Consider the following 25,249-nt stretch of genomic DNA (forward strand, 5'->3'; position numbering starts at 1 on the left):
ACCCAGACTGGCGCGGTGAGTTTGAGGTTTGGTGGCTCTTGCGAGCCACCAAACGATCAGCCGTTAAGGCTGATCTGCGTCAACTTAAGACTGGCAGTCTGCCGGTGTGCGACGTGTGAGTTTTTTCTCAGCGGCGTACTTGTCAGCGAACTGTTTGACCAACGGCTTGATGATGGATTCATCAGCTTCGATCCAGTCTGAGCTGTAGTTCCACTTTTTGCCGTCCCAGGTGTGCAGGCGAGCAGAACGTGAACCTTCGTGATCCAAGCATGAGGTGCTGATAGGTCGCATGACCGTGCCCAGACCGAGCTTGTCGAGCGCTTTTTGATCCAACGCTAAGTTTTCCAAGCCCCAACGAATTTGATCGCCAGTCATGACCTTGCCTTTGCCGAATCGTTCTTGTGCACGACGCACACCTTCGACCGCCAAAGCGGCGCTGACCAAACCGCGGTTATAAAGGGTGGTGCCCACTTCGTCGATGGGGCCCGTGCCGAGCTTTTTGCCATGCAACACAGACTTGATGTCGTTCATGACTTTGCCGCCTTCACCGGTCGCCACCAATCCGTTGTAGCCCTTGGCAGCTTCGCCAACGTCTTTGACATCAGGTTCAGCAGCAGACCACCACACGCCATACATTTTTTCGCGGGGATAGCCGGTGGCGACCGCTTCTTTCAAAGCGGCAGAGTTCATCACGCCCCAGCCCCACAACAAGACGTAGTCGGGTCGAGCTTGGCGCACTTGCAACCATGTGGCTTTTTGCTCCACGCCGGGTGCGGTCACAGGCAAGAGTTGCAGGTCGAAGCCTTGAATTTTGGCGCGCTCTTGCAGCAGAGGGATGGGCTCTTTGCCAAATGGGCTGTCGTGGTAGACCAAGGCAATTTTCTTGCCTTTGATGTTGCCACCTTCTTTTTGGGTGATCAACTGCATGATGATGTCAGCACCCGACCAATATGTGCCCTGCAGAGGGAAGTTCCACTTGAACACCTGACCATCGCTGGACTCTGAACGACCGTAGCCGCCCGTGATCAATGGGTTTTTGTCGGTAGGTGCTTTCTCTGTCAAAGCGAAGGTGATGCCTGTGGACAAAGGTTGAAACACCGCGCCTTGCGACTTGCCTTTCAGGCGCTCGTAACACTCAACACCGCGGTCTGTGGCGTAAGCGGTGTCGCATTCCTCAAACGTGATCTTGACGCCGTTGATGCCGCCATCACGCGCGTTGATCAGCTTCAAGTAGTCCACATAGGCGTTCGCCCAAGGCACGCCGTTGGGTGCATAGGCGCCTGTGCGGTAAGGCAACACGGGAAAGAACTGCTCTTTGGCTTGCGCCTGAGCAGATGGAGCCACCACGGCACCGGTCAAGCCAGTTGCCGCAATGGCCACCGCCAACATGAGGGAACGAATTGTCATTTTGAAGTCTCCTTAGAAAAATTTTGCAAACACCAGAAAACCAACTCAGTGCGGGAACGGCCACAGACGCAGCTTTTGTTTACCCACACTCCACAACTTGGCCAAGCCATGCGGCTCGACGATCAAGAACCAAACAATCAAGGCACCAAAAATCATTTGCTCAGCATGTGTGATGGCGGCCGTGCTGACGGGAATACCCACCAAGCCACCCAACCAAGGCAGTGCGTGGTTGATGATGACGGGAAGAATCACGATGAAACCCGCACCAAAAAAGCTACCCATGATGGAGCCCATACCGCCCAAGATGACCATGAACAGCAACTGAAATGAGCGGTCAACTGAGAACGCGGCGGGTTCCCAAGAACCCAAGTAGACAAAGGCCCACAGTGCGCCAGCCACGCCCACGATGAACGAGCTCACGGCAAAGGCGCTGAGCTTGGCGTACATCGGGCGAATGCCGATGACGGCAGCGGCCACGTCCATATCGCGGATGGCCATCCACTCGCGGCCAATCGCACCACGCACCAAGTTTTTGGCCAGCACCCCAAACACCACCAAAAAGATCAAGCAGAAGGTGTACTTTTCAAACGGTGTGTTGATGGACAAGCCGAAGACTTGCAGGTCAGACACAGAGGCGGTGCCTGACGCGGAGTTGTTGGTGAACCAATTGATGCGCAAGAACGCCCAGTCGCAAAAGAACTGCGCAGCCAAAGTCGCCACCGCCAGATACAGGCCCTTCACGCGCAAGCTGGGAATACCAAAGAACATACCGACCAAGGTGGCAAAAAAACCGCCCATCAAGATGGCCAAGATGAGGGGCATGCCATCAATGCGGACAAAGAAGTTGTAGGCGGCATAAGCGCCCACCGCCATGAATGCGCCCGAGCCCAAAGAAATCTGACCGCAATACCCCACCAAAATGTTCACCCCCAAGGCGGCAAGCGACAAGATGAGGAAGGGAATCAAAATCGCGCGCAGCATGTATTCGTCAGCGAGCATAGGTACGCCAATGAAGGCAAACGCGATGAGCAACAGCACCCCAATGCGGTCTTGTGTGATCGGGAAGATCTGTTGATCTGCCTTGTATGTCGTTTTGAATTGACCGTTTTCTCTGTAAAACATGTTTCTTTTCCTTACACGCGGTCGATGATTTTTTCGCCAAACAAGCCCTGTGGACGAATCAACAGGAAGCCCAAGGCCAACACATACGCAAACCAAATCTCAATACCGCCGCCCACGTACGGGCCGAGGAACACTTCCGACAATTTCTCGCCCACCCCGATGATCAAGCCCCCAATGATGGCGCCAGGCACCGAGGTCAGGCCACCCAAAATCACCACGGGCAAGGCACGCAAAGCGACGGTGGAGAGCGAGAACTGCACGCCCAATTTAGAGCCCCAAATCATGCCGGCCACCAAAGCCACCACGCCGGCCACGCACCACACAATGACCCAGATGCGGTTGAGCGGGATGCCGATCGATTGCGCCGCTTGGTGGTCATCGGCTACCGCACGCAAGGCACGGCCAGTGGTTGTTTTTTGGAAGAACACGCTGAGCAAAGCGACCAAGGCTGCCGCAATCACGGCGGCCACCAAGTCTTCTTGGTTGATCATGATGCCGCCGTCAAAGGTGGACTCCATCAGCATGACAGGCTCTTTGGGCATGCCCACATCAATTTTGTAGATGTCGCTGCCAAAGATGGATTGACCCAAGCCGTCGAGGAAGTAAGTGATGCCCAACGTAGCCATCAGCAGGGTGGTGCCCTCTTGGTTGACCAAATGGCGCAAGACCAAAAACTCAATCACCCACGCCACCACAAACATCACGGCAGCGGCGCCTGTGAAAGCCAGCAAGTTAACGAGCACAAAGTGGTTGATGCCGGTATAGGCAGGGATCCATTCGCCAAAGCGAGCCATGGCCAGCGCGGCAAACAACACCATCGCGCCCTGCGCAAAGTTAAACACGCCAGAGGCTTTGTAGATCAGCACGAAGCCGAGCGCGACCAACGAATACAGCATGCCTGCCATGAGGCCGCCGAAAAGGGTTTCAAGAAAAAATGCCATGTTCTTGTCCTTAGTGTGAAGTGCCGAGGTAAGCGCTGATGACTTCCTCGTTGTTGCGCACCTCATCGGGGGTGCCGTCGCCGATCTTCTTGCCGTAGTCGAGCACGACCACGCGATCAGAAATGTCCATCACCACGCCCATGTCGTGTTCGATCAACACGATGGTGGTGCCAAATTCATCGTTCACATCCAAGATAAAACGACACATGTCTTGCTTCTCTTCGACGTTCATGCCGGCCATGGGCTCGTCGAGCAACAACACTTGCGGCTCGAGCGCCAGCGCACGACCCAAGTCCACGCGCTTTTGCAGGCCGTAGGGCAACTGGCCTACAGGCGTTTTGCGGAAGGCTTGAATCTCCAAGAAGTCGATGATGCGCTCCACCTTTTCGCGGTGCATCATTTCTTCTTTTTCAGCGGGCCCGATACGCAACGCTTGCATGAGGATGTTGCTCTTCATGCGCAGGTTGCGCCCCGTCATGATGTTGTCGAGCACGCTCATGCCTTTGAACAAGGCCAGGTTTTGGAAGGTGCGCGCAATGCCCATGGTCGCCACTTGATGGCTGTCCATATGTCCAAAGGTTTGACCACGGAAGGTGATCGAGCCTTCTTGCGGTGCGTACACGCCGTTGATGCAGTTGAGCATCGAGCTTTTACCCGCGCCGTTGGGGCCAATGATGGCGCGCACTTCGTGCTCTTTGACGTTGAAGGAGATGTCGGTCAGCGCCTTAACACCACCGAAACGCAAACTGATGTTGTGGACGTCCAAGATGACGTCACCGATTTTTTTACTCATGCTGCTTTCCCCATGGGTGCGAAAGTTTTGGCGTCCGACAGTTTGAGCGTGGCGCTCACGCTACCGGTGCGGCCGTCTTCAAACTTCACCACGGTTTCAATGAATTGCTCGGTCGCGCCGTTGTACAAAGCGCCCACCAAGGCGTCGTACTTTTCGGCGATGAAGCCGCGACGCACTTTGTTGGTACGGGTGAGTTCGCCGTCATCGGCATCGAGTTCTTTGTGCAACACGAGGAAGCGGCTCACTTGGCTACCCGCCAACAGTTCGTCAGCGGCCAGATCGGCGTTGACTTTTTCAACGCATTCTTTGATCAGGCCGTACACCTCAGGCTTTTGCGCCAAATCGGTGTAGCCGGCATAAGGCAAGTTGCGGCGCTCGGCCCAGTTGCCCACAGCATCGAAGTCGATGTTGATCATCACGCACACTTTTTCGCGTTGGTCGCCATAGGCCACCACTTCTTTGATGTGCGGGAAGAACTTGAGTTTGTTCTCGACGTACTTGGGCGCGAACATGGCACCGTCGTTGACACCGCCTTGGATGCGGCCCACGTCTTTGACGCGATCGATGATTTTCAAATGGCCATTGGCATCGATGAAGCCCGCGTCGCTGGTGTGGTACCAGCCATCGGCCGTCAGTACTTCTGCGGTGGCCTTGTCGTTCTTGTAATAACCTTTGAGCAAGCCAGGGGACTTGACCAAAATTTCACCGTTGTCAGCCACCTTGATTTCAACGCCGGCACAGGGCACACCCACGGTGTCGGCGCGTGCTTCGTGGTCGGGCTGCAAGCAAACGAACACGGCAGTTTCTGTGGAGCCGTAGAGCTGCTTCAAGTTCACACCGATCGCGCGGTAGAACGTGAACAAATCGGGGCCAATGGCCTCGCCGGCGGTGTAAGCCACGCGCACGCGGCTCATGCCCAGGGTGTTGCGCAGGGGCCCGTAAACCAACAGGTTGCCCAAGCCATACAAGAAACTGCCGACCAAGCCAATGGATTGGCCCGACATTTTGCTGGGGCCGTATTTGCGTGCCACATCCATGAAGAAATGGAACATGCTGCGCTTGAGTGCGCTGGCGTCTTCCATGCGAATCATCACCATGGTGAGCAAGCCTTCAAACACGCGGGGAGGTGCGAAGTAATAGGTGGGCCCGACTTCTTTCAAATCGATGGTGACGGTGGCCACAGACTCCGGACAGTTCACCACGTAGCCGCAGTACAGCCATTGCGCATAGCTGAAGATGTTTTGACCGATCCAAGCCGGTGGCAAATAAGCCAACACTTCTTCTTCCGACGTGAGTTTGTCAAACTTGGCACCGGCTTCAGCGCGGTTGATCAGGGAGTCATGCGTGTGAACCACGCCCTTGGGATTGCCCGTGGTGCCAGAGGTAAAGAACATGGCGCCCACATCGGCGGCATTGGCTTTGTCGACTTCTGCGCGAAAGAAGGTCGGATGCTGCTTGGCAAACGCTTCCCCTGCAGCGAGCAGCTCATCGAGTGACGCCAAGCCTGGCTCATCGTATTTGCGCAAGCCGCGAGGATCGTCAAAAAAGATGTGCGCGACTTCTGGGCATTGCGCGCGAATCTCCAGCAGCTTGTCGACCTGCTCTTGGTCTTCCACCACACAAAAGCGCACCTCGGCGTTGTTGAGTGGGAACACACACTCGGCGCCAGCGGCATCTTGGTACAAAGGAATAGGAATGGCGCCTAGCGATTGCGCGGCCAACATGGTGGCGTACAAACGGGGACGGTTAGAGCCGATCACCACTACATGTTCACCGCGGGTCAAACCGGCTTGGTGCAAGCCACATGCCATGTGCTCCACCAAATGGGCCATGTCCGCCCAGGTGGTGGTTTGCCAAATGCCGTATTCCTTCTCGCGCATGGCCGGCGCTGCGGGGCGCTGGCTGGCATGCTGGAGTAACAGTCGGGGGAACGTGGTCTGCATTCCGAGTCCTTGTTCATTGTTCTATGTCGACGAAAGTGGCTGTCTCGTTTGAGACGAGATCACCCTGATGGCCGCGATCGTAGGAGGATGTTTGACGTCAGGTTGTCGTTGCAACGACAATCTAGGGTAGACACCTAGAAGGACTTACCCGAGTCTTACTCCTCAAAAAGACAGCGATCACTTTGGACCTCTATGGCAACTGAAACCAGTGTTTTTCAACGCCGCCGTGCGCCTACAGCCGCGGAGACCCATCAAATCCCGTGGCTTGTACTGCTCACGCCAGAAGAGCGGGCACGCATCACGCCTCAATTGGTGGTCAGTGACCCCATGCCTGGCGACTACGTGTGTCGCATGGGCCGATCAGCGACGTATTGGTTTGGCGTGATCGAAGGCTTATTGAAGATGAGCACCGACAGCGCAAGCGGGCGCACCATCACCTACACCGGTGTGCCACCCGGAGGCTGGTTTGGTGAAGGCACAGCCATCAAGCGCGAGCCGTACCGCTACAACATCATGGCCTTGCGCCGGAGCGTGGTGGCGGGGCTGCCGATCGACACCTTCCATTGGTTGCTCGACAACTCGATTGGTTTCAACCGCTTTGTGATGAACCAACTCAACGAACGTTTGGCGCAGTTCATTGAAGCGCGCGAGATCGATCGCTCCAACAGCCCCGATGTGCGCGTGGCGCGCAACTTGGCCGCTTTGTTCAACCCAACCCTGTTTCCAGGCGTGGGGGAGATGCTGCGCATCACCCAGCAAGAACTGGCGTATTTGGTAGGACTGTCACGTCAACGTGTGAATGTGGCACTCAACACGCTGCAAGAGCAAGGTGCGATTCGCATTGAGTACGGCGGCATGCGTGTGCTTGACTTGACCGCCCTTCGCGCCTACGGCTCGGCCAGTTGAGCCGCGCCGGTTGCGTCACTCGTTAAACTCACGGCCTTACTTGCATCGCTTATGTCAGACACATCTCAAGACCTCACCCGCCTCAACAAACGCATGGCCGAACTCGGCCTGTGCTCCCGCCGCGAGGCCGATGCCTGGATAGAGCAAGGCTGGGTATTGGTGAATGGCCGCCCTGCTGAAATGGGTGTGAAAGTTGGCCCGAACGACCGTGTTGAGGTTGACCCACGCGCCACTGGCCACCAAGACACCCAAGTCACTATTCTTTTGCACAAGCCCATGGGCTATGTGAGCGGCCAAGCCGAAGACGGACATGAGCCCGCGATCATGTTGATCAACCCGCGCACGCATTGGGCGGGCGACTCGTCCAAACGACGCTTCACGCCCCCACAGTTGCGCAGCCTCGCGCCTTCGGGGCGACTCGACATCGACTCCACTGGCTTGTTGGTGTTGACACAAGACGGCCGCGTTGCCCGCCAATTGATTGGCGAAGACTCGGAAATGGAAAAAGAGTATTTGGTGCGCGTGACCTACACCGGCCACGAAAACACCGCAGCAGCCAACGCCGCGTCGGCCACGTATGGCGGCAGAGCGAACCAACTCAGCGCCATCGGTGACCACGACCGCGTGACCAACAACGTGCAGGCTGTGTTTCCAAAAGCCCAACTCGAGCGCTTGCGACACGGCTTGAGTTTGGACGGCAAACCCCTCAAACGCGCGCAGGTGGAATGGCAAAACCCAGAGCAGCTTCGCTTTGTGCTGACCGAGGGCAAAAAGCGACAAATTCGCCGCATGTGCGAACAAGTCGGCCTTCAAGTTGTGGGCCTCAAACGCATCCGTATTGGGCACGTCCAACTGGGGCAGTTGCCTGCAGGGCAGTGGCGCTTCCTTGGGGCGCATGAGCGCTTCTAAATTCTGCCAATTTCCAACGGTTTTATCCCTCTTGAAATTTAAGCCAGTGCCCCACATCTTGGGGCGTTGTTTTTTGTAATTCTGTTTTAAAGACCATGACCAAACAAACCCATTCCTTCCAAGCCGAAGTGTCGCAACTGCTGCACCTTGTGACCCATTCGCTGTATTCGAACAAAGAAATCTTTTTGCGCGAGCTGGTGTCTAACGCCTCCGACGCCTGCGACAAGCTGCGCTATGAAGGCCTGAACAACGATGCTTTGTTTGAAGGCAACGCCGACCTCGAAGTGCGCGTCAGCTTTGACAAAGACGCACGCACCCTGACCATTGCCGACAACGGCATTGGCATGAGCCAAGAAGAGGCGATTGCCCACCTGGGCACGATTGCCAAGAGCGGCACACGCGAATTCATGGGCAAGCTCAGTGGCGACCAAAAGACCGATGCCAAAGACCAAGGCGCATTGATTGGCCAGTTTGGCGTGGGCTTTTACTCGGGCTACATCGTGGCGGATCGCATCACGGTTGAGTCACGCCGCGCTGGCTTGAAGGCGAATGAAGGTGTGCGTTGGAGCAGCACCGGCACGGGTGACTTTGAGGTGGAAACCATCACCCAAGCCGAGCGTGGCACGCACATCATTTTGCATTTGCGCGACGATGCCGAGGAATACCTGAGCGCTTGGAAACTCAAGTCTGTCATCAACAAATACTCAGACCACATCTCTTTGCCCATTCGCATGCGCAAAGAAGAATGGAAAGACGGCGAGCTCATTGAAGGCGACCCCTCCGGTGGTCGTCAACCCGGCGAAATGGTACTGACCGATGAGTGGGAAACCATCAACCAAGCCAACGCGCTGTGGGCTCGGGCCAAGAAGGAAGTGACGGACGAGCAACACGCTGAGTTCTACAAACACATCAGCCACGACTTTGAGCCACCTTTGGCTTGGAGCCACAACCGCGTAGAAGGCAGCACCGAATACACGCAGCTGTTGTATATCCCAGGCAAAGCGCCGATGGACTTGTACAACCGCGAGAAGAAAGCGGGTTTGAAGTTGTATGTGAAGCGCGTGTTCATCATGGACGACGCCGAGGCCTTGATGCCCTCTTACCTGCGCTTTATCAAAGGCGTGGTGGACTCTGCCGATTTGCCACTGAACGTGAGCCGTGAGTTGCTGCAAGAAAGCCGCGACGTGAAAGCCATTCGTGAAGGCAATACGCGCCGCGTGTTGGCCGTACTGGAAGATTTGGCCAAGTACGACAAAGCGCCAGTAGCCGGCGATGATGGCGTGACTGATGTGCTTAGCGATGAAGACAAAGCCAAGCAAGGCAAGTACAGCCAGTTCTACGCCGAGTTTGGCGCGGTGCTCAAAGAAGGCTTGGGTGAAGACTTTGCCAACAAAGACAAACTGGCGAAGTTGTTGCGCTTTGCCAGCACCAGCACAGACACCGTGAGCGTGTCATTCGCGGACTACAAGGGGCGCATGAAAGAAGGCCAAGAAGCCATCTACTACATCACCGCCGACACCTTGGCCGCAGCCAAGAACAGCCCACAGCTCGAAGTGTTCCGCAAAAAGGGCATCGAAGTGTTGTTGATGACCGACCGCGTGGACGAGTGGGCCTTGAACTTTGTGCAAGAGTTTGATGGCACGCCCTTGCAGTCTGTGGCCAAAGGCGCTGTGGACTTGGGCTCGTTGCAAGACGAAGCTGAGATGAAGGCGGCTGAGGAGTCGGCAGAGACGTTCAAGCCTGTGCTGGCCAAGCTCAAAGAAGCGCTGAAGGACAAAGCCGAGGACGTGCGCGTGACGACCCGCTTGGTCGACTCACCCGCCTGCTTGGTGGTGCAAGATCATGGCATGTCCATGCAGCTGGCCCGCATGCTCAAACAAGCGGGTCAGCAAGCCCCTGACATGAAGCCGGTCTTGGAAGTGAATGCCGACCACCCCTTGGTGAAAAAGCTGAGCGCCGATGCCAACCCGCATTTCAACGACTTGGCCCACATCTTGTTCGACCAAGCACTTCTAGCTGAAGGTGGTTTGCCCGAAGACCCTGCCGCCTATGTGAAACGGGTGAACGCACTCTTGGTGTAAAAACGGGTCCATGACACACATGGACACCCCCCACTCCGCGTCTTTAGACGACTTGAAGGCCAACACACGCGTGTTGGCCTTTGACATTTTCGGCACCGTTGTCGATTGGCATGGCAGCATCATGCGAGAAATGCAGGCGCTCTATCCAGCGGTAGATGCCAACGCGTTTGCGCTCGCTTGGCGTGCCGGCTATCAGCCTGCCATGGCGCGTGTGCGCTCTGGCGAATTGGGCTGGACGCGCATTGATGAATTGCATCGCTTGATTTTGGATGACTTGTTGCCACAGTTCGGCTTGAGTCATCTGAGCGAAGCTAATCGCGTTCACCTCAACCGCGTCTGGCATCGTTTAGATGCTTGGCCTGACAGCGTGGCCGGCTTGCTTAGGTTGAAAAAGAAATTCACGATTTGCACGCTTTCCAACGGCAACTTAGGTCTGCTCACCAACATGGCCAAGCGAGCCGGACTGCCTTGGGACTGTGTGTTGTCTGCTGAGGTGTTTCGCGCCTACAAGCCTGATCCGGCCACCTACCTAGGCGTTGCGCAAGTGTTTGACTTGCAGCCACACGAGGTGATGCTGTGCGCGGCGCACCATGATGACCTAGCCGCCGCGCGCGCTTGCGGCTTACGCACCGCATACATTGAGCGCCCTTTGGAATTTGGTGTGTTGCAACCCAAAAATGTGTCGCCCCAAACGGGCAATGATTTACATGCGAGCGACATGCACGCTCTCGCTGACGCCTTGGGTTGTGACGCTTAGTTAAACGTAGAGCGGGTCTTCTTGCATGGCTTCACACTGTTCAATCAGCATGTGCACTTGTCCCGCCCAATAGTCGCTGCTGCCAAACCAGGAGAAGTTTTGCACGAACGCTGGGTCGTCCTTGCGTCGCGCTAACCAAGCGCTGTAATGGATCAAGCGCAAAGTTCTCAATGGCTCAATCAAAGCCAACTCACTGCGGTTGAGCTCTCGCATTTGCTCGTAGCCGTCCAGCAGCATGGAGAGTTGTTGGGTGCGTTGTGCTCGATCTCCGCTGAGCAACATCCACAAATCTTGAATGGCTGGGCCCATACGGGCGTCGTCTAAATCAACAAAGTGCGGTCCGCCATTGGGCAAATCAGCGGGTGTCCACAAAATGTTGCCAGGATGGCAGTCGCCATGCAGTCTCAGGTTTTTACTTGGATGGGCATCGAACATGCGTTGCGCGATCGCCAATGCCTCGTTGCAATGCTGTACCCAAGTGCTCCGCTGATCAAGCGGGATGAACTGTTCCGAGAGCAACCAATCTCGTGATGCGTTGCCAAATGTGGCGACGTTTAAGTCGGGCCGTGTATGGAACTTTTTCTTTGCGCCAACGTTATGGATGCGTGCGATGAAACGCCCAATCCACTCTAGCACTTCGGCGTCGTCCAGCTCTGGCGTGCGACCCCCACGCCTCGGACTGACGCTGAAAGCAAACCCTTTGGCGTGATGCAGTGTCTTGCCATGCAAGACCAAGGGTCCCACCATGGGCACTTCGTCGGCCATCAATTCGGCGGCAAAAGCATGTTCTTCATCAAGCTGCGCATCGCTCCAACGGTCAGGCCGATAAAACTTGACGACCAAAGGTTCGTCATCATCCAACATGACTTGGTAAACGCGGTTTTCATACGAACTTAAAGCCATTAAACGGCCATCAACTGCCAGCCCTAAATCAGACAACGCATCGAGCACGACATCAGGCGTGAGCGCGTCATAAGGATGAGCAGCCACCTTGTCGTTAAACACCCCAGACCACCTCAACCTGTGCTGCTTGAGCGCGTTTCAACATGTCAATAAAAGGCACTGCACGCTGTTTGAGGGAAACGCTGTGTGGTGCGTCATCGAACTTTCTAATGTTCTCGTCAGCTTCTTTCAATTGAGGCTTTTGATTCTTAATTTCTGTGTTTTTTGCTACGCCAGCTTCATCTTCTCGGACTGCGTCTTGAAGCCGTTGGATGGCCGTAGACATTTCGTCTGGTAACAAAATACCTTGTGCTGTCGGCTCTTTACCTATCGCCGTGAGTATTTGTCGGGCATGCTGCGCCAACATGATCAAGTCACTGGTTTCTTTGGATTTAAATTTATAGAGCATCGTTGCATTGTGCGCCGTGACGATGGTGCTTAAAGGATTTTTTCGATCGCTAAATGAAAGGCTGGTGGTTTTTCAAACTGAACCCAATGTCCCGCCTCCGGAACGACATGAAACGATGTGAGTGACGACAACACCTTTGGCACCCGTTCTAAGGTGTTCTTATAGAGGGCGTCTTGTGCACCCCACACCCCATGTACAGGGCATTGCCATTGCGACTGCACTTGCGACAACACATCGGTATGCGCAATTCGCCTACGCCTCATGCGGTCACGGGCGACATTGGCAATTTGCATGTCAATCACCTCATTGGTGACGATTGACGTATCCGACAACATCATGGCGTTTAAATTGTGTCGATGAATAGAACGCCGCTCTGCATCGGTCATCGTATCGTGCATGCCTCGCAGCGGCAATTTCTCCACCATCAGGCCTAACCCCGGTACGCCGACTAGAACCAAGGTTGCCAGTAGTTCAGGATGGCTTGCTGCCATGAGGCCTGCGGTCATCCCACCAAAAGAAAAACCAATCAAGTCAATCAAGGTTTTGGGAAATGTTTGTTTCAAAATCTGAGCAACAAACGGGGCCAACGTGTCAGCATCCTTGACATGCTCAGGCAGGTCTGAATCTCCAAAACCTGGCAGGTCTAAGACCCAGACCTCACGTTCACGCGATAGGACCATGACATTGTTGATCCAATGTGTCCAGCTGCCCGAACCTCCATGCAAGAGCACACATGGCTTCTTAAGATGCGTCCTAACCGTGGGGCGCCACACATGCCAAACCGCGGTGCCCCACGGCATGTTCATGTCAATTCGTTGTGCTTGCTGAAGTGCGGTTTGAACCAGTGACATACGCTCAGACAAAGAAAAACGCCCACTGTGAAGTGGGCGTTTTAAAGTGGTTGCGCGAGTAGGATTTGAACCTACGACCTTTGGGTTATGAGCCCAACGAGCTACCAGGCTGCTCCATCGCGCGTCAAGAAGATTAGTATAACCTATTAAGCTGCTGTATCAGTAGAAACTTCAGAAGTATTTTCTGAACGCTCAACCAACTCAACAAAAGCCATGGGTGCATTGTCGCCAACACGGAAACCCATTTTCAAGATACGTGTGTAGCCGCCTGGACGTGCGTTGAAGCGTGGGCCCAACACATCAAACAATTTGACAACGCTGTCGCGATCGCGCAGACGGTCAAATGCCAAACGGCGGTTGGCCACTGTTGGCACTTTGGCCAAAGTGATCATGGGTTCGATCACGCGACGCAGCTCTTTGGCTTTAGGCAATGTGGTTTTGATGGCCTCGTGCTCAATGAGCGAGTTCATCATGTTGCGCAACATAGCCAAGCGGTGTGAGCTGGTGCGGTTGAGTTTACGAAGTCCGTGTCCGTGACGCATTTTGAAATTCCTTAAGTTATTTTGCCGGCCGCCGTATCAGGTACGGCCAGTGGACGTGATGTCAGTGAATATTTGAAATTAACGGCGCTCTAAGCCTGCAGGTGGCCAGCTCTCGAGCTTCATGCCCAAAGTCAAACCACGTGAAGCCAGAACTTCTTTGATTTCATTGAGAGATTTACGACCCAAGTTAGGCGTCTTCAACAGTTCATTTTCGCTACGCTGGATCAAATCACCAATGTAGTAAATGTTTTCTGCTTTGAGGCAGTTGGCCGAACGAACAGTGAGTTCGAGTTCGTCAACAGGACGCAACAGAATAGGGTCGAAGTTTTGGGTATTGCCCGAACCTGAAGAGGCGGATGTACCTGCAACTTCTTCGTCGCTCAATTGTGCGAACACCTTGAGTTGCTCAACCAAAATCTTGGACGATGCACGTACTGCGTCTTCTGCAGAAATTGCACCGTTGGTTTCGATTTCCATGACCAAGCGGTCCAAATCGGTACGTTGCTCAACGCGGGCGTTTTCAACGCTGTAGCTCACGCGGCTTACAGGCGAGAACGATGCGTCCAACACGATACGACCGATCGACTTGCTTGGCTCTTCGCCGTAACGACGCACAGTGCCGGGCACATAGCCACGGCCTGTTTCAACTTTGAGCTGAATGTCAATCTTGCCGCCTTGCGACAAGTTAGCAATCACGTGCTCAGGGTTGATGATTTCAACATCGTGCGGAGTTTGAATGTCTGCCGCAGTGATGGGGCCTTCGCCGTCCTTGCGCAAGCTCAAAGTGACTTCGTCACGGTTGTGCAACTTGAACACAACGCCTTTGAGGTTCAACAAAATGTTGACCACATCTTCTTGCACGCCATCAATGGATGAGTATTCGTGCACAACGCCAGCAATCGTGACTTCAGTCACGGCGTAGCCAACCATAGACGACAACAAGACACGACGCAAAGCGTTGCCCAATGTGTGTCCATAGCCACGCTCAAACGGCTCCAAGGTGACCTTGGCGCGGTTGTGACCCAGTTGCTCGACGTGGATGTTTTTAGGTTTCAGCAAGTTTGTTTGCATTCAGATTTCCTCTCAATACCCCCGGCTCGTTACACCGGTAAGGCAGGGTGTCTGGACCACGCCGCAGGAGCAGGCAGCGTGGGGTGCGTTAGGTTGAAAACTTCAACCAGAATTAACGCGAATACAGTTCGACGATCAGCGATTCGTTGATGTCGGCTGCAAATTCATCACGGTCAGGTGACTTCTTGAAAGTACCTTCTGCTTTTTCTGCATTCACTTCGACCCATGCAGGCATGCCCACTTGTTTGGCCAACTCGAGGGCTTCCAAAACACGACCTTGCTTCTTGGACTTTTCACGGACAGCAATCACGTCGCCAGCTTTGACCAAGTATGAAGGAATGTTCACTTGATTACCGTTAACAGTAATCGCCTTGTGAGACACCAATTGACGTGCTTCAGCGCGTGTTGAGCCAAAGCCCATGCGGTAAACCACGTTGTCCAAGCGTGACTCGAGGATAAACAACAAGCTAGCGCCTGTGTTGCCCTTTTGACGGTCTGCTTGAGCGAAATAACGGCGGAACTGTCGCTCCAAGACACCGTACATACGCTTGACTTTTTGCTTTTCACGCAATTGCAATCCGTAGTCAGACGTGCGTTGACCAGAAGTGCGGCCGTGTTGGCCTGGCTTTGTGTCGAATTTGGACTTGTCAGCGATTGAGCGACGTGCGCTCTTCAAAAACAGGTCAGTGCCTTCACGGCGTGAGAGTTTGGCCTTGGGGCCTAGGTAACGTGCCACTTGAAATTCCTTCTTTAATCATCTGCTCACAAAAAGTGAGGAGCCGCTGGTAGTGATACCAGCGGCGGTGGGCTTGTGGTTAACAATAAAGCGCGAACGCTTAGATGCGACGACGCTTCTGTGGACGGCAGCCGTTGTGCGGCACGGGTGTCACGTCAGCAATCGAATTGATGCGAATACCCAATGCAGCCAAAGCACGCACTGAAGATTCACGACCAGGACCTGGACCTTTGATTTCAACATCCAGGTTTTTGATACCTTGGTCAACTGCAGCGCGGCCAGCCACTTCAGATGCTACTTGAGCAGCAAATGGGGTTGACTTGCGTGAGCCTTTGAAACCTTGACCACCTGACGATGCCCATGACAAGGCGTTGCCTTGGCGATCGGTGATCGTGATGATGGTGTTATTGAACGAGGCGTGCACGTGTGCAATGCCATCGGCAATATTTTTACGGACTTTTTTACGAACGCGTGATGCTGCGCCGCTAGGTGATTTAGCCATTGTTCTGCCTCAATCCTGTTATTTCTTCAACGCTTGGGCTGCTTTACGCGGACCCTTACGTGTGCGTGCGTTGGTACGCGTACGCTGACCACGCATGGGCAGACCACGGCGGTGACGGAAACCACGGTAGCAACCGATATCCATCAAACGCTTGATGTTCATGGTCGTCTCACGACGCAAGTCGCCTTCGATCGTGAACTCAGCGATCTGGTCACGGATCTTTTCGAGGTCCGAGTCAGTCAGATCTTTGATCTTTTTTGCGTAATCAATGCCACATGCTTCGCAAATTTTGCGAGCGCGTGTACGACCAATACCGAAAATCGATGTCAAACCGATCTCAGCGTGTTTGTGCGGCGGAATGTTAATGCCAGCGATACGTGCCATATGCGTCCTCTTTAAACCAGTTCAATCAGCCTTGACGCTGTTTGTGGCGTGGATCTGTACAGATCACACGAACCACGCCCTTGCGGCGGATGATTTTGCAGTTGCGGCAAATTTTCTTGACCGAAGCCGAAACTCTCATTTCATTCTCCTAAAACTCAATTTTACCCCACCCCCATCAAAGGGATGAGACACCTTTTTTCCGGTTCTTCAACCGAGCGTTGTTTTGAAACTGGCCTTTTTAAGCAGTGAGTCATACTGCTGGCTCATCATGTAGTTCTGCACCTGAGCCATAAAGTCCATGGTGACAACCACAATAATCAACAACGAAGTTCCACCGAAGTAAAACGGGACGTTGTATTTCAAAATTAAAAACTCGGGCAACAAGCATACAAACGTGATGTACACAGCACCGGCTAAGGTGAGTCGAACCAAAATTTTGTCAATGTACTTGGCGGTGTGATCGCCTGGACGGATTCCAGGAACAAAAGCACCGCTTTTCTTCAAGTTGTCTGCAGTTTCGCGGCTATTGAATACCAAAGCAGTGTAGAAGAAGCAGAAGAAAACAATTGCTGCTGCGTACAACATCACATAGACAGGCTGGCCCGGTGCCAATGCGGCAGAGATATCTTTCAGCCAAACCATGCTGTCGCCGGAACTGAACCAGCTAACTACAGTTGCAGGCAAAAGAATGATCGATGAAGCGAAGATGGGAGGAATCACACCTGCCATGTTCAGCTTCAGTGGCAAGTGCGATGACTGACCACCATAAACTTTATTACCAACTTGGCGACGCGCATAGTTCACCAAAATCTTGCGTTGACCGCGCTCAACAAAGACGACCAGATAAGTCACCATCGATACGACGACAACAATCAACAGCGCAATCAGAATGCTCATCGCGCCAGTGCGGACTAACTCAAGAAGACCGCCAATAGAACTGGGCAATCCTGCAGCAATGCCAGCGAAAATCAGAATAGAAATTCCGTTGCCTAAACCTCGCTCGGTGATTTGTTCACCCAACCACATCAAAAACATGGTGCCGGCTGTCAAGCTGACCATCGCAGTGATGCGAAAACCAAAACCAGGCACATTCACCAACCCTGCAGAAGCCTCTAAGGCCAATGCAATACCCATAGACTGGAATAAAGCCAGCCCCAGAGTGCCGTAGCGTGTGAATTGTGTGATCTTGCGACGTCCCGCTTCGCCTTCCTTCTTGAGCTGCTCCAAAGATGGCAGCACATAGGTCAGCAACTGCATGATGATCGATGCAGAGATGTAAGGCATGATGCCCAATGCGAACACGGTGAAGCGCGACAGAGCGCCGCCCGAGAACATATTGAACAAACTCAAAATGCCGCCCTGCTGACCATTGAACAGCTGTTGAAGCTGGTTTGGATCAATGCCGGGCACAGGAATGTGCGCACCCACACGGTAAACGACCAAGGCCAGCAGCAAAAAGATCAGTCGGCGACGCAAGTCCCCGAACTTATCAGAATTACCGCCCGATGATGGATTCGTTGCCACGGAGTGCTATTCCTAATAAGTTGACTTAAGCGACAGTGCCGCCAGCAGCTTCAATTGCGGCCTTAGCACCAGCAGTGGCACCAATACCATTCAATTTCACAGCTTTTGTCAATTCGCCCGTTTTGACGACTTTGACAACGCGTGCAATGTGAGCGACCAAACCGGCTTCTTTCAAGCTGTTCATGTCAACTTCAGCGGCACCCAATTGCTCGAGTGCTGCCAATGTCACTTCAGCGTTGTACTTCAAAGTTGTTGACTTGAAGCCGCGCTTAGGCAAGCGACGTTGCAAAGGCATTTGACCGCCTTCAAAACCAACTTTGTGGTAGCCACCTGAACGCGACTTTTGACCTTTGTGGCCACGGCCGGCAGTTTTGCCAAGGCCGGAGCCAATACCGCGACCGACACGACGCTTGGCATGTTTAGCGCCAGGTGCGTGTTTGATGTTATTGAGTTCCATCTTCAACCTTTACAGCACTTTGACCAGATAACTGATCTTGTTAATCATGCCGCGCACCTCTGGGGTGTCTTGCAACTCGCTCACAGAATTGAGCTTGCGCAAACCCAAACCACGAACGGTGGCTCGGTGCGATTCTTTGGTGCCAATTGGGCTGCGAACCAATTGGATTTTCACTGTTTGTTGGGTAGTCATTGAATGCTCCAAGATTAGGCGAAGATGTCTTCGACGGTCTTGCCACGCTTTGCTGCCACTTCCGAAGCAGTTGTTGCGTTGTTCAAGGCATCCAAAGTCGCACGAACCATGTTGTATGGGTTCGACGTACCATGACTCTTCGCCACGATATCGGTGATTCCCATGACTTCAAACACAGCGCGCATTGGACCGCCCGCAATGATGCCGGTACCCTTGGGTGCTGGAATCATCATGACGTTTGCGGCACCATGGTGGCCATGCACCTTGTGGTGGATCGTGCCGTTTTTCAACGACACTTTTGTCATGTTGCGACGGGCTTCTTCCATCGCTTTTTGCACAGCAGCTGGCACTTCTTTCGACTTGCCTTTGCCCATGCCAACGCGGCCATCGCCATCACCCACAACGGTCAAGGCTGCAAAACCGAGAATACGGCCGCCCTTCACCACTTTGGTAACGCGGTTCACCGCGATCATTTTTTCGCGCAGTCCGTCTTCTGGACCGTCACCTTGCGTTTTAGCTTGAAATTTAGCCATTTGTAATTTCCAATTCGATTAGAACTGCAAGCCAGCTTCGCGGGCTGCATCGGCCAAAGCCTTGACGCGACCGTGATAAGCGAAACCGGAGCGATCAAACGCAACCTTTTCAACGCCAGCAGCTTTTGCTTTTTCAGCAATCAGCTTACCGATCACTTGTGCAGCATTGACGTTGCCGCCCTTGCCTGTAGCGCCCAGCGCTGTGCGCACATCGGCTTCGGCCGTAGATGCTGTTGCCAACACTTTCGTGCCACAACCAGAAATCACGCTGGCATAAATGTGCAAATTGGTGCGGTTCACCATCAAACGCGCCACGCCTTGATTGGCGATACGGATGCGAGTTTGACGTGCCCGGCGAAGACGCTGCTCTTTTTTGGTCAACATGGTGCAGCTCCTTATTTCTTCTTGGTCTCTTTAATCGTGATCTTCTCATCCGAATAACGGATGCCTTTGCCTTTGTAAGGCTCAGGGGGACGAATCGCACGAATCTCAGCGGCCACTTGGCCCACGCGTTGACGGTCAGCACCTTTGATGATGATTTCCGTAGCAGCAGGCGTTTCAACCTTGATGCCTTCAGGCATATCTTTGTTCACGGGGTGAGAAAAACCCACCGCCAAGTTGAGCTTGGTACCTTGCGCAGCGGCTTTGTAGCCAACGCCGACCAACAGCAACTTCTTCTCAAAGCCCTTTGTCACACCGGTCACCATGTTGTTGACCAACTGGCGCAATGTGCCGCTCATGGCATTTGCTTCACGTGAATCGTCAACTGGCGTGAATGACACTTGACCAGCTTCGTTGACAACCTTCACCAAAGCGTGAGAAGCAACCGACAGCGCGCCGCCGGTACCTTTGACACTGATGAGCTGGCTGTTAATTGACACATCCACACCTTGGGGGACGGTCACAGGCATTTTTCCTACTCGGGACATTTCAGTCTTTCCTTTAGGCTGCGGTTAAGCGACGTAGCACAACACTTCGCCACCGACACCGGTAGCGCGCGCTTTGCGATCTGTCATCACGCCCTGGGGCGTCGTCACGATAGCAACACCCAAGCCATTCATGACTTGTGGAATAGCATCGCAGCCTTTGTAAACGCGCAAACCAGGACGGCTCACACGTTCAATACGCTCAATCACTGGGCGACCTGCGTAGTACTTGAGAGTAATCTCAAGCTCTGTCTTGCCAGCGTCTTTTTTAATTTGAAAACCGTCGATGTAGCCTTCGTCTTTCAGCACTTGCGCGATAGCAATCTTCACTTTGGAAGAAGGCACCATCACAGTGGGCTTGGCCACCATTTGCGCATTGCGAATACGAGTCAGCAAGTCGGCGATTGGATCACTCATGCTCATGTTGAATCTCCTGCCTTTTACCAGCTGGCTTTAGTGATGCCGGGAATGTTGCCCTGGAAGGCTAATTCACGGATCTTGGCTCGGCCGAGGCCAAATTGGCGGAATGTCCCACGAGGACGTCCGGTGATAGCGCAACGGTTGCGTTGACGCGTTGGGTTTGCGTTGCGAGGCAACTTTTGCAAACCCAAACGTGCAGCAGCGCGCTCTTCGTCGCTACGCTTGAAGTCGTTGGCAATCGCCTTCAGCTCTGCATGCTTAGCTGCAAACTTGGCAACCAGACGGTCTCGCTTGAGCTCGCGCTCGATCAATGCTTGTTTAGCCATGTTCGACCTCAGTTCTTGAACGGAAAACGGAAACCAGCGAGGAGCGCTTTGCACTCATCATCAGTCTTAGCCGTTGTCGTGATGCTGATATTGAGGCCGCGCAGTGCGTCGACTTTGTCGTACTCAATCTCAGGGAAAATGATCTGCTCTTTAACGCCGATGTTGTAGTTACCACGACCATCGAACGCACGACCAGAAATACCACGGAAGTCACGAACGCGAGGCAAAGCCACGGTCACGAAACGATCCAGGAATTCGTACATTTGCACGCCGCGCAATGTAACCATACAACCGATGGGCTGCTGTTCGCGAATCTTGAAGCCCGCGATCGCTTTCTTAGCCTTGGTCACCACAGGCTTTTGGCCTGCGATTTTGGTCAAATCACTGACAGCGTTGTCCATGACTTTTTTGTCAGCGACAGCTTCGCTCACACCCATGTTCAGCGTGATTTTTGTCAAGCGCGGAACTTGCATGGGCGATGTGTAACCGAACTTAGCGGTCAACTCAGGAGCCACTTTTTCGCGATAGTGTTGTTGCAGTCGTGCCATGCTTATGCCGCCTTGATTTCTTCGCCACTGGACTTGTAGACGCGCACTTTTTTGCCGTCAGCCAGAATCTTGATAGCAACTCGATCAGCCTTGCCAGATGTCGCGTTAAAAATCGCCACATTGGACTGATGAATTGGCATTGTTTTTTCAACGATGCCACCTTGCGTGCCAGCCATTGGATTTGGCTTGGTGTGTTTTTTCACCAAGTTAATGCCATCAACCACCAAGTGGCTGTCATCACTGCGCAACGACACGACGCCACGCTTGCCTTTGTCACGCCCAGCGAGGACGATGACTTGGTCGCCTTTGCGAATCTTGTTCATGATGTGCCCTTACAGAACTTCAGGAGCCAAAGACACGATCTTCATAAACTTCTCAGTACGCAACTCACGCGTGACTGGGCCGAAGATACGGGTGCCGATAGGCTCCAATTTGGCATTGAGCAAAACTGCTGCATTGCCGTCAAACTTTACGAGCGAACCGTCGCCGCGGCGAATACCCTTGGCAGTACGAACCACCACAGCACTGTAAACCTCGCCTTTTTTGACGCGGCCACGAGGCGCAGCTTCTTTGATGCTCACTTTGATGATGTCGCCCACGCTTGCGTAGCGACGCTTCGAACCGCCGAGCACCTTGATGCACAAAACGGACTTTGCGCCGGTGTTGTCAGCGACATCTAACCGAGATTCAGTCTGGATCATTTATATATTCCCAACTTGCATCAGTGCATGCACGACTTGCGTCTTACATCCAACCGATCAGTCTTGGGCCCGTCATCCACGCCACGAACCACTCGCAACGCTTCTACTTGGGCAGATAACCCCGCTTTTTCAGCGGAGCCGCAGATTATGGCACAACTATTTAGCCTGCGTCAATTTATTTCACAAATTTTTCTCTATGCCATTTCTGCTGGCTTTCTTGTGTGCGACACAATCATCGGCATGCATGACAAAGACACTTCCCATTCGACCTTGGCCTTCATCGGCGGCGGCAACATGGCCAGCGCGATCATCGGCGGCCTGATTCACCAGGGCACCCCCGCCTCTCGCATCATCGTGATCGAGCCCTTTCAAGAGACGCGCCAACGTATCGAGCATCAATTCAACATCAAAACTTACGCATCTGCAGGCCCTGCCCTTGAAGAAGCGGGCTTGGTCGTCTGGGCTGTCAAACCCCAGGTCTTCAAAGACGCCGCCTTGTCGACAGGTATGTTTTGCAAAGACGCCCTTCATTTAAGTGTCGCAGCGGGCATTCGCAGCGACAGCATTGCCCAATGGCTGAATTCTGAGCGCATCGTACGTGCCATGCCCAACACACCCGCGTTGGTGGGTCTGGGACAAACGGGCTTGTTTGCGCGTCCTAGTGTTACAGCAGAAGACAAAGGATGGATTGAACGCATCGTTGCGACAACAGGTCAGTACCTTTGGGTCAACGATGAAACGTTGCTCGACGCTGTGACCGCCGTCTCCGGCTCAGGCCCCGCCTACGTATTTTTCTTCATTGAAGCCATGGTGAAGGCAGGTGTTCATATGGGGTTGACCGAAGCACAAGCCCATCAACTGGCGGTCGGCACATTTGTGGGCGCCGCCGAGTTGGCGCGCAGCGCCAATGAGTCACCCACCATCTTGCGAGAGCGTGTCACATCCAAGGGCGGGACCACCTACGCAGCCATTTCGACCATGCAAGCCGCAGGTATGGCAGAACAATTTCAAGCCGCATTGCTTGCAGCCCAGCAGCGCGCCGCAGAAATGGGTGATGCATTTGGCGGTTAAGTCGCACCAACCAATGCGACGATAATCCTTATAGCTTCTCCTCTATTTTTCATCATGAACAAATTCATTACCGCCTCTATCGCTGCTGTCACGGTAGCTCTGCCACTGTTCGCATCAGCCCAAGCTGTAGCACCAGCAACCATGCCTGTTGCGCCTGCGCCTCAAGTCGCACCAGCCGTGCAAGCCCCTCAGGCAGCACCTGCGCCGACGTTCAAAGCAGAGCCCTATGTCGCTCCCAAGGCCGACAAAAAAGGGAAAAAGAAAAAGGCCAAAAAAGCCAAGAAGGCGAAGAAAGCCAAAGCGCTTTGATCAACCACCAAACCTAAAAAAGAAGCGCTTGTTTACAAGCGCTTTTTTCTTGGCTTCTAGGCATCACCTCAGGGCCTTAAAGCCAAGCCGATGGCCATACCAGCAAAGATCGTTGCTCCGATCCAATGGTTCTGACGGAACGCCAAAAAACAACCATCGCGGGTGCGTCCACGAATGAGCGCAAAGTGCCAAAGGGCTTGAAGCGCTGCCGCCGACAAAGCCAAAAGCCAAGGCCAACCCAACTGTTGATCGCGCAACACCCACAACCAACCTGTCAAATAAACGGCGTAAAAGCCCATCACCGCCGCCACATCGAATCGCCCCAAGGTGATGGCCGATGTCTTCATGCCAATACGCAAGTCATCATCGCGGTCCACCATCGCATACTCGGTGTCGTACGCGAGCACCCAAAACAAATTGAACGCGAGGAGTGCCCACGCTTGCCAAGGCACTACGCCGCAAAGACCTTGCAGCGTCAACGTCTGCCAAGTCATGCCCTCCCCCTGCACCACGGCAAATGCCATCGGAATGCCGAAGCTAAACGCCACCCCCAGCACGGCTTGCGGCATCGACACATGGCGCTTCGCGTAGGGGTATGCCAAAGTCACCGCCAGCGCTACGAATGACCAACCCACCGCCGCTGCATTGGTGCTCACCACCAGCGCAAATGCCAAGGCTGCCAGCACGGCACCCACAGCCAACGCCTCACGCACAGTCACCGCTCCGCGCGTCACAGGCCGCTGTGCGGTGCGCTTCACGTGGCGATCAAACTCGCGGTCTGCCACGTCGTTGATACAGCAGCCCGCACTGCGCATCAGAATGGTTCCGAGCACAAAGACAGCAAGCGCGTGCCATCCCGGCCAGCCCCCTGCCGCCAACCACAGCGCCGACAGGGATGGCCACAACAGCAGCAGCCATCCTGCTGGCCGGTTCCAACGAATCAAATCTAAATACAAAGCCAAACGTTCGCGCATACCAAGATCTCAAGAAAGGCGGCTCACGCCAGGCAATTCGCAGGCGTAAATGGCATTGCGCAAGGCGGCGATCGCTTCGTAACGGGTAAAACTGCGCCGCCACGCGAGTACCACGCGTCGCGTTGGCGGGGCCGCACCATCGGCATCGACGATGGGCAAATAACGCACATAGGTTTCTTCCGTCTTCTTGCGCTTGTGCGGCTCTAGCGCCTCCTTGGGCACACTCAAACGCGGCACCAAGGTCACGCCCATCCCCGCGGCCACCATGTGCTTGATGGTCTCCAGCGATGAGCCTTCGAAGCTTTTACGAATGCCCTCGGCATGGCTTGAAAAACGAGCGAACTCGGGACAGACCTCCAACACATGGTCTCGGAAACAATGGCCATTGCCCAGCAGCAACATGGTTTCGTTCTTCAGCTCTTCGGCGTTGATCTGACTCAGCGCCGCAAAGGGATGGTTGCTCGGCACCGCGGCCATGAAGGGCTCGTCATACAGAGGCGCAGTCGCCAAGCCCGTGTCTGGAAAAGGTTCGGCCATGATGGCGCAATCGATCTCGCCCGTGCGCAACATTTCCAGCAACTTGACAGTGAAGTTCTCTTGCAGCATCAATGGCATTTGAGGCGTCTTTTTGATGTTTTGACGTACCAAGGCCGGCAGCAAATACGGCGCAATGGTGTAGATCACGCCAAGGCGCAAAGGCCCCGCCAATGGGTCTTTGCCCCGCTTTGCAATTTCTTTGATGCTGGCCGCTTGCTCCAACACGCTTTGCGCTTGCCGAACAATTTCCTCTCCCAAACTGGTGACAGCCACCTCATTGGCGCTGCGCTCAAAAAGCTTGACCTCCAGCTCTTCCTCCAGCTTTTTGATCGCCACCGACAGCGTGGGCTGCGAGACAAAGCAAGCATCGGCCGCACGGCCAAAGTGTTTTTCACGGGCCACGGCCACGATGTATTTGAGTTCAGTCAGCGTCAT

At 54.1% G+C, this 25,249-nt stretch carries 33 protein-coding genes and 1 tRNA gene; 6 read left to right on the forward strand and 28 right to left on the reverse strand.

The features are described from left to right. Positions 1 to 84: 84 nt before the first annotated feature. From B9Z42_RS12785 to B9Z42_RS12805, 5 genes are read right to left on the reverse strand one after another with little or no spacing between them, the layout of a single operon-like run. Positions 85 to 1,407 carry an ABC transporter substrate-binding protein gene (locus tag B9Z42_RS12785; RefSeq protein ID WP_100133794.1) on the reverse strand — a complete coding sequence of 441 codons (1,323 nt, stop codon included), beginning with the start codon at positions 1,405 to 1,407 and terminating at the stop codon, positions 85 to 87. A gap of 45 nt (positions 1,408 to 1,452) precedes the next feature. Next, complete coding sequence (locus B9Z42_RS12790) at positions 1,453 to 2,529, reverse strand: branched-chain amino acid ABC transporter permease (protein ID WP_100133795.1); 1,077 nt, start codon at positions 2,527 to 2,529, stop codon at positions 1,453 to 1,455. An 11-nt stretch (positions 2,530 to 2,540) separates the two neighbouring features. After that, positions 2,541 to 3,470: a branched-chain amino acid ABC transporter permease gene (locus B9Z42_RS12795; RefSeq protein WP_100133796.1), complete on the reverse strand. Its 930-nt coding sequence runs from the start codon at positions 3,468 to 3,470 to the stop codon at positions 2,541 to 2,543. Positions 3,471 to 3,480: 10 nt separating this feature from the next. Further along, positions 3,481 to 4,263: an ABC transporter ATP-binding protein gene (locus B9Z42_RS12800; RefSeq protein WP_100133797.1), complete on the reverse strand. Its 783-nt coding sequence runs from the start codon at positions 4,261 to 4,263 to the stop codon at positions 3,481 to 3,483. Continuing rightward, positions 4,260 to 6,206 carry a long-chain fatty acid--CoA ligase gene (locus tag B9Z42_RS12805; RefSeq protein ID WP_100133798.1) on the reverse strand — a complete coding sequence of 649 codons (1,947 nt, stop codon included), beginning with the start codon at positions 6,204 to 6,206 and terminating at the stop codon, positions 4,260 to 4,262. The genes B9Z42_RS12800 and B9Z42_RS12805 overlap by 4 nt, the downstream gene beginning before the upstream one ends. Before the next feature lie 192 nt (positions 6,207 to 6,398). On the opposite strand from B9Z42_RS12805, the gene B9Z42_RS12810 reads away from it, so the two are divergent. The 4 genes from B9Z42_RS12810 (at position 6,399) to B9Z42_RS12825 (ending at position 10,859) form a co-directional block, all read left to right on the forward strand. Beyond that, positions 6,399 to 7,112: a Crp/Fnr family transcriptional regulator gene (locus B9Z42_RS12810; protein WP_100133799.1), complete on the forward strand. Its 714-nt coding sequence runs from the start codon at positions 6,399 to 6,401 to the stop codon at positions 7,110 to 7,112. Between the two features lie 51 nt (positions 7,113 to 7,163). Then, on the forward strand, positions 7,164 to 8,021 hold the full coding sequence (locus B9Z42_RS12815) for a pseudouridine synthase (protein WP_100133800.1): 858 nt from the start codon (positions 7,164 to 7,166) through the stop codon (positions 8,019 to 8,021). Between the two features lie 95 nt (positions 8,022 to 8,116). Then, complete coding sequence (gene htpG, locus B9Z42_RS12820) at positions 8,117 to 10,102, forward strand: molecular chaperone HtpG (protein ID WP_100133801.1); 1,986 nt, start codon at positions 8,117 to 8,119, stop codon at positions 10,100 to 10,102. A 19-nt stretch (positions 10,103 to 10,121) separates the two neighbouring features. Further along, positions 10,122 to 10,859 carry a haloacid dehalogenase type II gene (locus B9Z42_RS12825; RefSeq protein WP_100133802.1) on the forward strand — a complete coding sequence of 246 codons (738 nt, stop codon included), beginning with the start codon at positions 10,122 to 10,124 and terminating at the stop codon, positions 10,857 to 10,859. Here the strand turns inward: B9Z42_RS12825 and B9Z42_RS12830 are convergent, their stop codons facing one another. The 21 genes from B9Z42_RS12830 to rplN all read right to left on the reverse strand — a co-directional run bounded on the left by B9Z42_RS12830 (position 10,860) and on the right by rplN (position 21,923). Then, the gene (locus tag B9Z42_RS12830; RefSeq protein ID WP_100133803.1) at positions 10,860 to 11,864 is read right to left on the reverse strand and encodes a serine/threonine protein kinase; all 1,005 of its coding nucleotides are present in this window, start codon (positions 11,862 to 11,864) and stop codon (positions 10,860 to 10,862) included. After that, positions 11,857 to 12,210 (reverse strand): DUF1840 domain-containing protein, encoded by a 354-nt coding sequence (locus B9Z42_RS12835; RefSeq protein WP_100133804.1) that lies wholly within the window; start codon positions 12,208 to 12,210, stop codon positions 11,857 to 11,859. The genes B9Z42_RS12830 and B9Z42_RS12835 overlap by 8 nt, the downstream gene beginning before the upstream one ends. A 29-nt stretch (positions 12,211 to 12,239) precedes the next feature. Further along, on the reverse strand, positions 12,240 to 13,061 hold the full coding sequence (locus tag B9Z42_RS12840; RefSeq protein ID WP_100133805.1) for an alpha/beta fold hydrolase: 822 nt from the start codon (positions 13,059 to 13,061) through the stop codon (positions 12,240 to 12,242). A gap of 47 nt (positions 13,062 to 13,108) precedes the next feature. After that, a tRNA-Met gene (locus B9Z42_RS12845) sits at positions 13,109 to 13,185 on the reverse strand. 22 nt (positions 13,186 to 13,207) lie between these two features. Continuing rightward, a complete protein-coding gene (gene rplQ, locus B9Z42_RS12850; protein ID WP_100133806.1) occupies positions 13,208 to 13,603 on the reverse strand; it encodes a 50S ribosomal protein L17 in 396 nt (131 codons plus the stop codon). A gap of 78 nt (positions 13,604 to 13,681) precedes the next feature. After that, positions 13,682 to 14,674, reverse strand: coding sequence for a DNA-directed RNA polymerase subunit alpha (gene rpoA / locus B9Z42_RS12855; protein WP_100133807.1), 993 nt, complete (start codon positions 14,672 to 14,674; stop codon positions 13,682 to 13,684). 112 nt (positions 14,675 to 14,786) lie between these two features. Next, a complete protein-coding gene (gene rpsD, locus B9Z42_RS12860) occupies positions 14,787 to 15,410 on the reverse strand; it encodes a 30S ribosomal protein S4 (RefSeq protein ID WP_100133808.1) in 624 nt (207 codons plus the stop codon). Positions 15,411 to 15,510: 100 nt separating this feature from the next. Beyond that, entirely contained in the window at positions 15,511 to 15,912 is a 402-nt protein-coding gene (gene rpsK / locus B9Z42_RS12865; protein ID WP_100133809.1) for a 30S ribosomal protein S11, read from the reverse strand. Between the two features lie 18 nt (positions 15,913 to 15,930). Next, positions 15,931 to 16,296, reverse strand: coding sequence for a 30S ribosomal protein S13 (rpsM, locus tag B9Z42_RS12870; RefSeq protein WP_100133810.1), 366 nt, complete (start codon positions 16,294 to 16,296; stop codon positions 15,931 to 15,933). 25 nt (positions 16,297 to 16,321) lie between these two features. Beyond that, positions 16,322 to 16,435 carry a 50S ribosomal protein L36 gene (gene rpmJ / locus B9Z42_RS12875; RefSeq protein WP_011481465.1) on the reverse strand — a complete coding sequence of 38 codons (114 nt, stop codon included), beginning with the start codon at positions 16,433 to 16,435 and terminating at the stop codon, positions 16,322 to 16,324. Positions 16,436 to 16,503: 68 nt separating this feature from the next. Beyond that, the gene (gene secY / locus B9Z42_RS12880; RefSeq protein WP_100133811.1) at positions 16,504 to 17,820 is read right to left on the reverse strand and encodes a preprotein translocase subunit SecY; all 1,317 of its coding nucleotides are present in this window, start codon (positions 17,818 to 17,820) and stop codon (positions 16,504 to 16,506) included. A 25-nt stretch (positions 17,821 to 17,845) separates the two neighbouring features. Then, positions 17,846 to 18,277 (reverse strand): 50S ribosomal protein L15, encoded by a 432-nt coding sequence (gene rplO, locus B9Z42_RS12885; RefSeq protein WP_100133812.1) that lies wholly within the window; start codon positions 18,275 to 18,277, stop codon positions 17,846 to 17,848. A gap of 9 nt (positions 18,278 to 18,286) precedes the next feature. Next, positions 18,287 to 18,469 (reverse strand): 50S ribosomal protein L30, encoded by a 183-nt coding sequence (gene rpmD / locus B9Z42_RS12890; RefSeq protein ID WP_100133813.1) that lies wholly within the window; start codon positions 18,467 to 18,469, stop codon positions 18,287 to 18,289. A gap of 14 nt (positions 18,470 to 18,483) precedes the next feature. Continuing rightward, positions 18,484 to 19,002, reverse strand: a complete 519-nt coding sequence (gene rpsE / locus B9Z42_RS12895; protein WP_100133814.1) for a 30S ribosomal protein S5 — start codon at positions 19,000 to 19,002, stop codon at positions 18,484 to 18,486. 18 nt (positions 19,003 to 19,020) lie between these two features. After that, positions 19,021 to 19,386, reverse strand: a complete 366-nt coding sequence (rplR, locus tag B9Z42_RS12900; protein ID WP_100133815.1) for a 50S ribosomal protein L18 — start codon at positions 19,384 to 19,386, stop codon at positions 19,021 to 19,023. Between the two features lie 11 nt (positions 19,387 to 19,397). Beyond that, positions 19,398 to 19,931, reverse strand: coding sequence for a 50S ribosomal protein L6 (gene rplF / locus B9Z42_RS12905; protein WP_100133816.1), 534 nt, complete (start codon positions 19,929 to 19,931; stop codon positions 19,398 to 19,400). Between the two features lie 24 nt (positions 19,932 to 19,955). Next, on the reverse strand, positions 19,956 to 20,351 hold the full coding sequence (gene rpsH, locus B9Z42_RS12910) for a 30S ribosomal protein S8 (protein ID WP_100133817.1): 396 nt from the start codon (positions 20,349 to 20,351) through the stop codon (positions 19,956 to 19,958). Positions 20,352 to 20,368: 17 nt separating this feature from the next. Beyond that, positions 20,369 to 20,674 carry a 30S ribosomal protein S14 gene (gene rpsN / locus B9Z42_RS12915; RefSeq protein ID WP_100133818.1) on the reverse strand — a complete coding sequence of 102 codons (306 nt, stop codon included), beginning with the start codon at positions 20,672 to 20,674 and terminating at the stop codon, positions 20,369 to 20,371. An 8-nt stretch (positions 20,675 to 20,682) separates the two neighbouring features. Further along, positions 20,683 to 21,222 (reverse strand): 50S ribosomal protein L5, encoded by a 540-nt coding sequence (gene rplE / locus B9Z42_RS12920; RefSeq protein ID WP_100133819.1) that lies wholly within the window; start codon positions 21,220 to 21,222, stop codon positions 20,683 to 20,685. A gap of 2 nt (positions 21,223 to 21,224) precedes the next feature. Then, positions 21,225 to 21,545, reverse strand: a complete 321-nt coding sequence (rplX, locus tag B9Z42_RS12925; protein WP_100133820.1) for a 50S ribosomal protein L24 — start codon at positions 21,543 to 21,545, stop codon at positions 21,225 to 21,227. 9 nt (positions 21,546 to 21,554) lie between these two features. Beyond that, positions 21,555 to 21,923 carry a 50S ribosomal protein L14 gene (gene rplN, locus B9Z42_RS12930; protein WP_025596343.1) on the reverse strand — a complete coding sequence of 123 codons (369 nt, stop codon included), beginning with the start codon at positions 21,921 to 21,923 and terminating at the stop codon, positions 21,555 to 21,557. Between the two features lie 240 nt (positions 21,924 to 22,163). Here rplN and proC point away from each other — a divergent pair, with 240 nt between their 5' ends. Both proC and B9Z42_RS12940 read left to right on the forward strand, forming a co-directional pair. Next, positions 22,164 to 22,994: a pyrroline-5-carboxylate reductase gene (gene proC / locus B9Z42_RS12935; RefSeq protein ID WP_100133899.1), complete on the forward strand. Its 831-nt coding sequence runs from the start codon at positions 22,164 to 22,166 to the stop codon at positions 22,992 to 22,994. Positions 22,995 to 23,048: 54 nt separating this feature from the next. Further along, positions 23,049 to 23,303 (forward strand): hypothetical protein, encoded by a 255-nt coding sequence (locus B9Z42_RS12940; RefSeq protein ID WP_100133821.1) that lies wholly within the window; start codon positions 23,049 to 23,051, stop codon positions 23,301 to 23,303. A 68-nt stretch (positions 23,304 to 23,371) separates the two neighbouring features. Here B9Z42_RS12940 and B9Z42_RS12945 read toward each other — a convergent pair whose 3' ends face one another. After that, a complete protein-coding gene (locus B9Z42_RS12945; protein ID WP_100133822.1) occupies positions 23,372 to 24,277 on the reverse strand; it encodes a 4-hydroxybenzoate octaprenyltransferase in 906 nt (301 codons plus the stop codon). Positions 24,278 to 24,286: 9 nt separating this feature from the next. Then, positions 24,287 to 25,249: a LysR substrate-binding domain-containing protein gene (locus B9Z42_RS12950; RefSeq protein WP_100133823.1), complete on the reverse strand. Its 963-nt coding sequence runs from the start codon at positions 25,247 to 25,249 to the stop codon at positions 24,287 to 24,289.

This window comes from Limnohabitans sp. B9-3, assembly GCF_002778325.1.
In the GTDB taxonomy this organism is placed as follows: Bacteria; Pseudomonadota; Gammaproteobacteria; order Burkholderiales; family Burkholderiaceae_C; genus Limnohabitans; species Limnohabitans kasalickyi.